The 12,356-nt window shown below is 55.1% G+C and carries 7 protein-coding genes; 1 reads left to right on the top strand and 6 read right to left on the bottom strand.

The genetic code is table 11. From position 1 onward, the window contains the following. Positions 1–7 precede the first annotated feature (7 nt). A complete protein-coding gene (locus tag N7D90_RS16960; protein WP_261739089.1) occupies positions 8–2,221 on the top strand; it encodes a TonB-dependent siderophore receptor in 2,214 nt (737 codons plus the stop codon). Positions 2,222–2,400: 179 nt separating this feature from the next. Here N7D90_RS16960 and N7D90_RS16965 read toward each other — a convergent pair whose 3' ends face one another. The 6 genes from N7D90_RS16965 to N7D90_RS16990 all read right to left on the bottom strand — a co-directional run bounded on the left by N7D90_RS16965 (position 2,401) and on the right by N7D90_RS16990 (position 12,348). Then, positions 2,401–2,886 carry a GNAT family N-acetyltransferase gene (locus N7D90_RS16965; RefSeq protein ID WP_261739090.1) on the bottom strand — a complete coding sequence of 162 codons (486 nt, stop codon included), beginning with the start codon at positions 2,884–2,886 and terminating at the stop codon, positions 2,401–2,403. A gap of 93 nt (positions 2,887–2,979) precedes the next feature. Beyond that, positions 2,980–3,336 carry a hypothetical protein gene (locus tag N7D90_RS16970; protein ID WP_261739091.1) on the bottom strand — a complete coding sequence of 119 codons (357 nt, stop codon included), beginning with the start codon at positions 3,334–3,336 and terminating at the stop codon, positions 2,980–2,982. Next, on the bottom strand, positions 3,320–6,586 hold the full coding sequence (locus N7D90_RS16975; RefSeq protein WP_261739092.1) for a transporter substrate-binding domain-containing protein: 3,267 nt from the start codon (positions 6,584–6,586) through the stop codon (positions 3,320–3,322). The genes N7D90_RS16970 and N7D90_RS16975 overlap by 17 nt, the downstream gene beginning before the upstream one ends. Beyond that, entirely contained in the window at positions 6,587–7,210 is a 624-nt protein-coding gene (locus tag N7D90_RS16980) for a response regulator transcription factor (protein WP_261739093.1), read from the bottom strand. A gap of 396 nt (positions 7,211–7,606) precedes the next feature. After that, positions 7,607–10,369 (bottom strand): magnesium-translocating P-type ATPase, encoded by a 2,763-nt coding sequence (mgtA, locus tag N7D90_RS16985; protein WP_261739094.1) that lies wholly within the window; start codon positions 10,367–10,369, stop codon positions 7,607–7,609. 641 nt (positions 10,370–11,010) lie between these two features. Further along, complete coding sequence (locus N7D90_RS16990; RefSeq protein WP_261739095.1) at positions 11,011–12,348, bottom strand: lysine N(6)-hydroxylase/L-ornithine N(5)-oxygenase family protein; 1,338 nt, start codon at positions 12,346–12,348, stop codon at positions 11,011–11,013. Between the last annotated feature and the right edge of the window lie 8 nt (positions 12,349–12,356).

Consider the following 12,356-nt stretch of genomic DNA (forward strand, 5'->3'; position numbering starts at 1 on the left):
CGCAGCCATGCTCGCGCCCATAACCCGTTCCATTACCCTTTCTCTCGGCCTTATCAGCAGTGTCGTCAGCCCGCAATTACTGGCAGATGCCGAACTGGATGACACCGAAAAAACCACCCGTTCGCTGGAGTTGGGCAGTACCCGTGTCACTGCCGAAGGCCTGGGTGCAACCACCGAAAACAGTGGTTCCTACACCACGGGCTCGACCAGCACCGCGACCAAACTCAACCTGAGCATTCGCGAAACCCCGCAGTCGATCTCGGTCGTCACCCGCCAGGAGATGGACGACTTCAACCTCAACACCCTTACCGAGGCCATGCGCCATACCACCGGCGTGGTAGTGCAGCACAACGACTCGGACCGGGTCGCCTATTCCGCCCGTGGCTATACCATTCGTAACTTCCAGATTGACGGGATGCTCAACACCTTCAGCTTTATGAAGTCTGATGCTGACACCATCATCTACGACCGCATTGAAGTCGTGCGCGGAGCCACCGGTTTGACCACCGGCGCAGGTGATCCGTCGGGCACCATCAACATGATCCGCAAACGCCCGACCCACGAGCTGCAGGCCAAGGCCGGCGTCATGGGCGGCAGCTACGATGACTATTACAGCTATGTCGATGTGGGCGGACCGCTGGCCTTCGATGGCCGTTTGCGCGGGCGCACTGTGCTTGCCTATCGCGACAGCAAATCGTTTCGCGACAACTACGCCCTGAAACGAGAAGTGGCCTACGGAATTTTGGAAGCGGACCTGACCGACTCCACTACCTTGGCTGTGGGTTACGATTATCAGGACAAGCAGGTCAAGGGGTCATCCTGGGGCACCCTGCCTTACTGGAACGGTGCGGGCGAAAAAGCCCATCTTGGGCGCTCAACCAACTGGGTTGCACCCTGGAGCTCATGGCCGATGAAGGACAAAACCGCGTTTGCCACCCTTGACCAGCAACTGTTCAACGACTGGCGGCTGAAAGCCGCCTATACCCATCGCACCAGTGACGCCGAGGGCAAGGTGTATTACGCCGGTGGCGGTTTCCCTAATGCCGATGGGACGGGCATGTTGGCCTATAGCAAACATTTCGCCGGTGACGAAACCATGACAGCCGTCGACGTCAATATCTCGGGCACTTACCCCTTGTTCGGGGGAGACCACGACCTGATGCTGGGTTACGGCGAAGCGAAGAACGTCAACACTTCGCCCTTGCTGATTGATCTCAACCCTGGTGACTATGGCAACATCCCGAACTGGAATGACATGGGCTCAACACCCGCGTTTCAGGACTTTGATACGGGTATTGAGGGCAGCCGGGACACCATCAAGCAAAAATCCGGCTATCTGGCCACACGCTTTAACCTGACCGATAAGTGGCACGCGGTTCTCGGTACTCGGTATGGCAGTTGGAAAAGTTCAAACGCCAAGTTAGGTGCAGAAACAGTCACCCAAGCCCACAACGATATGCTCACACCCTATGCAGGCGTTCTGTATGACTTCACCGAAGACTTCACGGCTTATGTGAGCTACACGGATATCTTCAATCCTTCCGAAGAAAAATCTGTTTCGGGCTCATACCTGGAACCTGTAGTTGGCAGTAACTACGAACTGGGCCTCAAGGGCAGCTTCCTGCAAGAACGCCTCAACTTGTCGACGGCCGTGTTCTGGAGCAAACAGGACAACGTGCCGGAAATCGACGACTCAGTGCCACGCGGCCCCAACGGCGAGGAATATTACAAATCCGGAGGCAAGGGCAACAAGATCAATGGCTTTGAAATCGAGCTGGCTGGTGAGGTCATGCGTGACTGGAACATGGTTGCCGGTTACACCTATACCCACTCACGCAACGCCACAGGCCAGCGCATGAACACCGCGTCGCCATTGAACCTGGTCAAGGTCTCGAGCACCTACCGCCTGCCGGGGGAATGGAACGCCATGACCGTGGGTGCCGCCGTGAACTGGCAAAGCGATATCTACCGAGCAGCCAATCGTCCTACCGGTGAGAAAAACGCAGATGGCAACCCGATCACCTTCAAAGAAGACATTAATCAAAAGTCCTACACCCTGGTCGATCTGATGGCCCGCTACAAATTCGACGAGCATGTCTCCGCTTCGCTGAACGTCAAGAACCTGCTCGATCAGAAGTACTACGAAAACGTGGGCTTTTATAACGGCGTGTTCTGGGGCGAACCGAGGACGGTGGCTTTAGGCCTGGAGTGGACACTCTAAGCCGCAATGCTGTTCACTTAAGGTATGGCCGCAACTGTGGGAGCGAGCCTGCTCGCGAAAGCGTCAAGAGCGTCGCGATTAGCCCGTATGCACGCACTATCGTTTACGACCTTCGCGAGCAGGCTCGCTCACACATTTTTGTCATTTTTGTCATTTTTGTGGGAGCAGGCTTGCCCTGCTTACAAATACTTGTTCCAGAACAACATACGCCCATGAGCCGGGTCGAGTTGCCCGTCGCTGAAGCCAAACTTGCGATAGGAACCTTGTGCCACCGGATTGCCTTCAAGCACTTCCAGGGTGATCTTGCAGCAATCGCGCTCACGGGCGATGTCTTCAACCTTGAGCAACATTTTCTGGCTCAGGCCCAGGCCGCGAAACGTATCCACTACTGACACATCATGCACGTTGACCAAAGGCTTACCGGCAAAGGTCGAGAACCCTTCAAAACAGTTCACCAGACCAGCCGCCTCACCGTTGACGAACGCCAGCACACTAAATGCATGGGGACGCTTGGCAAGCGCGGCGGGCAACCCATCCAGCACTTCCTGCGACAGCCCTTGACCACCACCCATCGGGTCTTTGGCGTAGTGGTTCAATACGTCTCTCAGCGCCTGGGCGTGAACCGGGTTTGTATAGTCTGCTTGCACTACAACGACATCCGACATTACGCGTATTCCTCGACGAATCAGTCCATTAGTGTCTGTATATGACGACACCAGACCTTAGCGCGGCCGAGGTAATACAGACAAGTCTGCGCTTCAAGGCTGAGCTGAAGAATCCAGCATCGGCATAAGCCTGGGGAGCTGGCTGACAAACTTGTCGACATCCGCATACATCAGTACATGGCGAAAATGCGAATTCTCATTGCGATATTCGACCTCATCCGCGATGTCCCCTCCTGCCATGTCCTGACTGATCAGCAACACGTCATATTCATTGGTGTCCGCGACCTTCAAACCCACCAACGCCTCAGCGTTGTACAAAGGCGCGATCCGGTAGTAACCCAAAATATTAAGGGCCTTTTCTATTTTTAGAGCCTGAGCCGGATCTGCGTCGGCTATCAGTATTCGTAATGATCTGGTTGGCATTTTGGTCTCATCATTCAGGTGACTCATTGACCTGCGCGTAACGCTCTAATTGTTCAGCCAACTGCTCCATACTGCTGTGCAGCGCATCGACCGCAACGGTAAGACGTTGCGGTTCCCCCGCCTGGCAAACCGCTTCCAGTTGCTCGCAGCACTCGATCAGTTTATTGGCTTGAATCAGCCTCCCTCCCCCTTTGACCCCATGCGCCAGGTCAGCCAGCCCTTGGTAATCATCGTTCACAAACAGTTCGACCAGGGATACAAGGTCCTGTCGATTGCTGACCGCCAGTTCAGTGAGCAGCTTTTGAATCACCCCATCATCGCCCTGACTCAACTGTTTGAGATACGTCAGATTAATCTCGGCGCCATCCTCCGGTTCATGGCTATCCTGGCCTTTCGCATCCTGCGGTACACCAGACGCCAGACACGCACTCAAGTCATTCAAACTGATGGGCTTAAACAGGCACTGATCCATACCGGCGTCCCTGCAGCGCTCGACTTCTTCCGGTTGTGCGTTCGCCGTAAAACCAAAAATCCGGCAAGCCACCCGTGCCAGGGAAGCCTCCTCGGAGCGCACTGCCCGCGCCAGCTCATAGCCATTCATGACCGGCATCGAACAATCGGTGATTACCACGTCGAAATGCCCCGTCCGCCACGCTTTCAGGCCCAACGCTCCATTTTCGGCGTCCGTCACCCGGTGCCCCAGATAACTCAGTTGCTGGGCCAGCAACATCCGGTTAGCCGGATAATCATCCACCACCAGAACATTCAACGACCGGGTAATGCCCACCTCTTGCTGCTCGGTGTCTACCGCAAACTCTTCAGGCTCAAGCAGTGGCACCACCATCATGACCTCAACCCGGGTGCCGATCGCTTCCAGGCTACTGAGGTGCAACTGCCCCCCCATCATTTCGCAAAGATCGCGGCTAATCACCAACCCCAGACCTGAACCGTTGCGTGCCGATTGGGTGTTGTTACTGGCCTGAACAAATGGACTGAACAAGCGACGCTGGTCTTCATCAGAAATACCCACCCCCGTGTCCTCGACACGCAAGCAAATTGACACCTGCTGCGCATCGTCAACGGGCTGAACTTTCAAGATCAGACGAACTTCGCCCTTGTGCGTGAACTTGATCGCATTGCTCAGCAAGTTGGAGACGATCTGCTTGAAACGTATCGGATCGATCAGAACCTCAGCATCCGCCTGCGGACTCAACTCACACACCAGACTCAAGTGCTTTTGCCGCGCAAGCCCATCGAACATCCGCGCCACGGCCTCTACCAGCGATTTGATATTCGCCCGTTGGGGGCTCAACGACAGGTGCCCGGATTCAATACGTGCGATATCCAGGATATCGCCAATCAGTTCGAGCAACTCGCGGGCAGATACCGAGGCCACTTCAATAGCAAAACGATCCATGACCCCTTGATCGGCTTTTTTCAGTGCCAGCTCCAGCATGCCAATCACCGCATTCATGGGAGTGCGGATTTCATGACTCATGGTAGCCAAGAATGTGGTCTTCGCCCGGTTCGCCTCATCAGCGCCTTGTTTGGCGATATTTAACTCGTTCAACAATTGCTGACGCTTGGCAATTACCCGCTGCAAATAGGTAATCCACGCGATAGCCACCAACAGCAAGGCCGCCGCAATAGCGAAGCCTTGTAAAATTGCAGCGCGATTACGCAACCAGTAGCTCTCACCCGCCAGCGTGTCAGTGCGCCAGCGACGGGTCAGTTCACTCATTTCTCCAGGGGTGATACTGAGTAATGCCTTGTTCAGAATCGAATTCAACTGAGGATCATTGCCAGCAGTGGCAAATCCGATCTGCTCGGGTTGTGTGCCCACCGTACTCGTGATGTGCAATTGTTTGGCAAAACGCCGCGAGACCAGATAACGCGCACTGACCAGCGTGCAGATCGCCGCATCGGCCTTGCCCTCTGCCACCATTTGCAAGGCCGCCGGAGGGTTGTCAGCCTCCAGCACCTGAACCTGTGGGTAGCTATGCACAATAAAATCGCGCAGCACATTGCCACGTACTAACACCACACGCTGGCTGGCCATTTCATCCAGTGTTTCAAAGCCCTCGGAGCCAATACGGGTGGTCAGCACAAAAGGCGTGGTGAGGTAAGGCCGAGTAAAGCTCAGCTGGTTTTCACGAGCGGTGCTACTGGTGATAGCACCCAACACATCTGCCTTGCCCGAGGCGACCAACTCAATCACGCCCCCGACCGTATGCTCGCGTACTGGCTGAAACTCTATGCCGGTCCGTGCACTGATGTTGGTTAACAGATCGGCAATTAAACCTTTGAACTCGCCTTGCTCATCAAAAAACGACAGCGGCAGGAACTGATCATTGACCGCTACCTTTAATCGCGGGTGTTCTGCCAACCAGCTCTGTTCGCTTGTAGTGGGGTTAAACCGCCACGGGTTATTGATTTGCGGCCCGTCAGAGCTCCAGCGCCGCAGGATTGTCATACGTGCACTGGGTGGGATTACCGCCAGCGCGGCATTAATAATGCGCACCAATCTAGGCTCATCACCACGCAGTGCAAAAGAAAATGGGTTGCCTTCCAGACGTGAAAAGTCAGCCAGTTGCACGTTGTTCAAGTAGTTCTTCTGGATCAAGTAATTGGCGCTGATAAAATCCCCCAGGTAAACATCGGCTTGGCCAAATGCCACGGCGCCGATAGCGGTCAGAGTCGAGGGATACAGTTGCAAGGATGCTTCGGGGTAGAAGTCCTTGACCTTTTGCGGCGGCAAATAGTGATCCAGCATGGCTATGCGCAGGCCTGCCAGATTAACTGGCGGACGCTCCCGATTACTGCTGCGCGTCACCAGCGCAGGTGTGTCGTCCGCGTACGCCAGGCTTAACACCAATGCGGGATCTTGCGCTTCAAAACCATTGGAGCTGCTGAGCAAATCCAGCTCGCCCAGTTTGAGTGCTTCAATCGCTTGCGGCCTTGAAGGGTAACGCTTGACCTCGATATCGACGTGCAACAACTGCGACAGCAACTGCGCGTAGTCAGCCGTTACCCCTTCGAAATCCTGGCCATTGACGACCAGGTCAAAAGGGCCGTAGTCGGGTGCCGAGCCCCCCAAACGCAGGGGGCCTTGTTGCTTGAGCCATTGCCAGTCAGATGCCGTAAGCACCACGCTGTACGCTTCGACATTCGAACGGCCCAACAGCCGCAAGGGTTGCACTGGCGGGTCAGCGGCTGCATTGGGTTGGCCAAGGACAAGTAGCAGCGCAATGAGTCCCAGACATGCAAGTGTTTTCAATTAAATCAGATCATTACGTTTGGCAAAATCTGCCAAATAGACGACCGACTTTATATTCAGTTTTTCTATTAATCGCGCCTTATAAGTACTAATGGTTTTACTGCTCAATATCATGTCTTCAGCAATCTTCTTGTTACTCAAGCCTCGAGCAAGTTGTTGCAGAATATACAACTCACGCGCCGATAAATGCTGAATCAACTCCACGTCGCTCATGCTTGCATCACTGTTGCGTACCGAACTGGCCGCCAGATACGGAAAGAACGTATAGCCATCCATGATCACTTTGACAGCCCTCAGCAATTCCGTGAGGTCCTGGCTCTTGGTGATAAACCCTGCGGCACCGGCCTTCATGCAACGCTGTGAGTAAAACAGCGGCGATTGTGAGGTGAGTACCAGAATACGGGTATCCAGCCCTGAAGCCCTGATTCGATTGATCACTTCCAGGCCATCCAGGCCTGGCATGGTGATATCCAAGACAATCAAGTCAACGTTATGCAGGCGCGCGAGTTGAACCGTATCGGTGCCATTGGCCGCTTCTGCCACGACCTCATACCCCTGACTTTCCATCAGCACTTTCATCGCTGATCGAATAAGTGAATGATCATCAGCAATCAACACTTTCATACATTTAATCCTCTGCCAGTAAGCCGAGCATCAGCGTATATCAGGCGCAAACATATCGTTTTGAGTAGGTATAGCCGGCGCAAGCCGGTAAAAAACAACCTAATGGATGACATTGAAAGTATAGGATAGATCCTACAATCAACCTCTTTAGGTCCCACTATATTTGAGCGCAACACACTGAAGCCCGTTCGAAATCGAGCCGCGAATGATCGCTAATCAGATGCCGCCTACGAGAAGGGAATTCACCATCTTATCTGTAAGATTTTTCTTATATTCGCTACTTAAAGCTGCCAAGGGTTTTGGCCTTTTGAGCTGCCGAGCCGGAAATTCACTGCTCATGCAAACGCCAATCTCAAAAGACCGTAACCCTCGTCACTCAGATGGCCGGGGCAGGCCTCATTGCCAGCCGAACTTGCGAATGTAGAACCCTTTCACGGCCTGGGTCAGTACCATGTACGCCAGCAGGATCATGGGCAAGAACACAAAGTACAGCGGTGGCAAGGCCTGTAATTTGAAGTAAGCGGCCAACGGCCCCATTGGCAGGAAGATGCCCACAGCCATGATAACCCCCGTCATGACCATCAACGGCATTGCCGCACGGCTTTGCAGGAACGGGATTTTCGGTGTGCGGATCATGTGCACGATCAGGGTTTGAGTCAGCAGCCCAACCACGAACCAGCCCGACTGGAAAAGGGTTTGGTGTTCAGGGGTATTGGCTTTAAACACATACCACATCAGGCCAAAGGTCAGGATGTCGAAAATCGAGCTGATCGGCCCAAAGAACAACATGAAACGCCCTACGTCCGCAGGCTGCCAGCGCTGCGGCTTTTTCAGCATTTCCTCATCAACGTTATCGAAAGGGATGGCGATTTGTGACACGTCATACAGCAGGTTCTGAACCAGCAGATGCATCGGCAACATTGGCAAAAACGGAATAAACGCACTGGCCACCAATACCGAAAACACATTGCCGAAGTTCGAGCTGGCGGTCATTTTGATGTACTTGAGCATGTTGGCAAAGGTCCGACGCCCTTCCAGCACACCCTCCTCCAGCACCATCAGGCTTTTCTCCAGCAAGATGATATCTGCCGCTTCCTTGGCAATATCCACCGCGCTGTCCACCGAAATCCCGATATCAGCCGTGCGCAGCGCAGGCGCATCGTTGATCCCGTCTCCCATAAAGCCAACCACATGCCCGTTAGCCTTGAGCAAACGCACAATGCGTTCCTTGTGCGTCGGTGTCAGCCTGGCAAATACGTTGGTGGTTTCAACCGCTACCGCCAGTTCGGCATCGCTCATGCGCTCAATGTCATTGCCCATAAGCAAGCCTTGCTGCTCCAGGCCCACTTCACGGCAGATCTTGGCCGTAACCAGTTCGTTGTCGCCCGTCAGAACTTTTACCGCAACCCCATGCTCTGCCAACGCTTTAAGCGCAGGCGCGGTGCTCTCTTTGGGCGGATCCAGAAACGCTACATAACCAATCAGCGTCAGTTCCTGCTCATCGCTCAGGCTGTATGTCTCGCGCCCTTCCGTCATCGGCCGCGCAGCCACTGCCACTACGCGCAAGCCTTCTTCGTTGAAGGCCGCGGTAACCTGGCGAATACGCGCCAGCAGTTCGTCGCTCAGGGCTTCTTCCCGCTCACCATGACGCACGGTTTTGCACACCGAAAGCACTTCTTCGACAGCACCCTTGCAGATCAGCAAATGTGGCTGGTCCTGCTCGGCCACCACTACGGACATGCGGCGACGGGTAAAGTCGAACGGGATTTCATCGACCTTGTTGAAGGCCGTACCCACGTTCAATTCGCGGTGAACCTCGACATGCTCCAACACCGCCACGTCCAGCAGGTTTTTCAGCCCGGTTTGGTAGTAGCTGTTGAGGTAGGCCATTTCCAGCACGTCGTCGGACTCTTGCCCCCAGACATCCACATGCCTGGCCAGGAAAATCTTGTCCTGGGTCAGCGTGCCCGTTTTGTCGGTACACAGCACATCCATCGCGCCAAAGTTCTGGATCGCATCAAGACGTTTGACGATGACTTTTTTGCGTGACAGGAACACTGCGCCTTTGGCCAGGGTCGAGGTCACGATCATCGGCAGCATTTCCGGGGTCAGGCCCACCGCGACAGACAGTGCGAACAGCAAGGCTTCCGTCCAGTCGCCCTTGGTGAAACCATTGATGAACAGCACCAGTGGCGCCATCACAAACATAAAGCGGATCAGCAACCAGCTGACTTTGTTGACCCCGGTCTGAAACGAAGTCGGACCGCGATCGGTCGCGCCAACCCGCTGTGCCAATGCCCCGAAGTAGGTGTTGTTGCCCGTGGTCAGTACCACCGCCGTGGCCGCGCCGGAGACCACGTTGGTGCCCATGAACAAAATATTGTCCAGTTCCAGCGGGTTACTGGTCTGGCTATCAAACTGACGCGCAAACTTCTCGACCGGCATCGATTCGCCCGTCATCGCAGCTTGGCTGACGAACAAATCCTTGGCGCTCAGTACCCGACAGTCTGCCGGAATCATGTCTCCCGCCGACAACACGATCAGATCACCCGGCACCAACTGTTTGATTGCCAGCTCAATACGCTGCGCGCCCCTGATTTTCTGTGCCGCGCCATAGAACTTGCCAAACATCGGCGATGCGTCAGCACTGAAATCGCGACGCATCACCGTCGCGGTGTTACTGACCATTTCCTTGAGGGCATCAGCCGCCTTGTTGGATTTGGCCTCTTGCCAAAACCGCAGCAACGTCGATAACACCACCATCGTGCCAATCACCACGGCGGCTTGAATGTCATCGGTGGCCAGAGATACAGCTGCGAGCAAGGTCAGCAGCAGGTTGAACGGGTTTTTGTAGCAGTGCCACAAATGTACCCAACGGCTCAGCGGCTGCTCGTGTTCAACTTCATTGAGCCCGTATTGCTGACGCTGCACCTCAACCTCGGCCTCACTCAGACCGTCGGTGTGGGTGCCCAGGTTGTCGATCAAAACGGCGCTGTCAGTATTGGCGGCCGCCACCAGAGTTTGCGCCAGGATCGGTGGCACTTCGCGGCTGACCGTGGTGTTGGTCAGGCTGTCGAGCAAAGCCAGGCGGCGGAAGTGCCGGCCAATATGGCGGGTGCGCAAAAAGCCTGCGAAAAATTCTTTCAGGGCGAGTTTCATGGTGCTACTCCTGCGCCGCCTGCGCTCACCCCAAGCAGAGTGACTACACAGCCGGCCTTAATCTGGAACCGTCGTTCATGGTTTTAATCTCGTGAGCGAGCCTGGGGCTCGCGGTTATTCAAACAATCGCAAACTGCCCGGTAGCGCGGGCCGATGCTGGCGGCGGCGAACGAGTCTAAAGAAGTTGCCCATAACGATTCCCCTGGCGGTCAACGAAGCCGACAAGCAGGTACAGCCAAGCGTGCGCATGAGCCAAAAGGCACGCGCATACAACGCGTTGCGATGCGCCAAGGGCGTTAATCACACACGTTTCAGTGTCGGAAAGAGGGCTTGCGGGCTCGGGTCACAACAGCCCCGGGCAAGACGCCACCTCTCGCTATCAAGCAAGAAGCGGCAGGGGATTCTGCGCGCTAGCTTGCCGAAAATATGCCGGTCTTAGAACCCGGCCAACTACTGTCGCTCAAACTGCTATCCACTTGGTCTCTGCGCTATTGATCAAAACGCGGGCAGCTTACGCCCGACGTTTTAGAGAGTAAACCGTAGGAAGGCTTCCGCTTTATGAATCAGAAACTTCTTCAGGAAGAGTTCAGTTTCACCACGCGAATGTCATAAAGCCTGACATCCGCGCGGGATATGGCGTCTCAGCTCGCGCTGGCCAACATAGGCTCAGTCACCGCTGGATGCTGGCTGTTGCGCTTGTCATGGGCATACAGGGACGCCGAAATCTCATCTGCCCGAATCGGTAAAACCGACAACAAGGTGTCACTCAGGCCGTGGCTGGCCTGACAGAAACCTTGCATGTAAATCCCCGCCTTGCAGCGCTCATCGGTGACTATCCGGTAGTCCCGGCCTACTTCGAAGTCGCCCAGGTATTCAGCCAGTGGTGCCAGCAGGTGACGGTGCATCTGCCGCTCGTAACCGGTGGCCAGAATGACCGCATCGTAGTGTTGCTCCAGCATCTCGCCATTGGCGGTGTTGCGCAGCGCCAACTTGATGCCCTGCCCGTCTGCCGTGGCGTTTTCAATGCTGGTCAGGCTACGGAAAACATGACGGGCAATGCCCGAGACTTTCTGCCGATAGAAGATCGCGTAGATGCGCTCAATCAGATCGATGTCCACCACCGAATAGTTGGTGCTCTGATACTCGACAATCAGACGCTCGCGCTCGGCGGTGTTTTGGGCAAACACCAGATCGGTGAACTGTGGCGAAAACACCTCGTTGACGAACGGACTGTCATCCGCAGGTTTAAGTGCCGAACCACGCAGAATCAAGTCCACCTGAGCCGATGGATAACTGTCGTTCAAGTCGATAAACGCTTCAGCCGCACTCTGACCACCGCCAATAATTGCGATGCGCATCGGCTTGCCGCTGACACATGGCTGTTTGGCCATGCGCGCCAGGTACTGGGAATGATGGAAAACCCGCGGGTCATCCTTGAGCGCTTTGAAAACCGTCGGAATATTCGGCGTTCCCCCGGCACTCACTACCACAGAGCGCGTAGTACGAGCGTGTTGCAAGCCGTGAGAATCGCGGGAAATCACTCGCAGGGCTTCGACCTGCTGTTGATGCAGTACCGGCTCGATGCTCAGCACTTCTTCGCCATAACGGCTTTGCGCCTCAAAGTGCGACGCCACCCAGCGCAGGTAGTCGTTGAACTCCATACGACATGGATAAAAGGTCCCCAGGTTGATGAAATCCACCAGACGACCGTGGGCCTTGAGGTAATTGACGAAGGAATACGCACTGGTGGGATTGCGCAGCGTGACCAGATCCTTGAGGAACGAAATCTGCAGCTCACTCTGAGTGACCAGGGTGTTGCCGTGCCAGCGATAGTCAGCCTGTTTGTCTAAAAACAACGCATTCAGGGGGCCTTGAACCTGCCCGCGTTCTTCCAGGGCGATGGCCAGAGCCAGATTGGAAGGTCCGAAACCGATGCCGATCAGATCATGCACAACGCCCGCAGCGATTGCCTGTGTCATTTTCAGTG

Origin of the sequence: Pseudomonas fragi (assembly GCF_025426255.1) — a bacterium.
GTDB lineage: Bacteria > Pseudomonadota > Gammaproteobacteria > Pseudomonadales > Pseudomonadaceae > Aquipseudomonas > Aquipseudomonas kulmbachensis.

Coding starts and splice junctions, on each gene's coding strand:
- N7D90_RS16965 (WP_261739090.1), bottom strand. CDS start 2,886: ATGTCGGATGTCGTTGTAGTGCAAGCAGACTATACAAACCCGGTTCAC.
- N7D90_RS16980 (WP_261739093.1), bottom strand. CDS start 7,210: ATGAAAGTGTTGATTGCTGATGATCATTCACTTATTCGATCAGCGATG.
- mgtA (WP_261739094.1), bottom strand. CDS start 10,369: ATGAAACTCGCCCTGAAAGAATTTTTCGCAGGCTTTTTGCGCACCCGC.
- N7D90_RS16970 (WP_261739091.1), bottom strand. CDS start 3,336: ATGAGTCACCTGAATGATGAGACCAAAATGCCAACCAGATCATTACGA.
- N7D90_RS16990 (WP_261739095.1), bottom strand. CDS start 12,348: ATGACACAGGCAATCGCTGCGGGCGTTGTGCATGATCTGATCGGCATC.
- N7D90_RS16960 (WP_261739089.1), top strand. CDS start 8: ATGCTCGCGCCCATAACCCGTTCCATTACCCTTTCTCTCGGCCTTATC.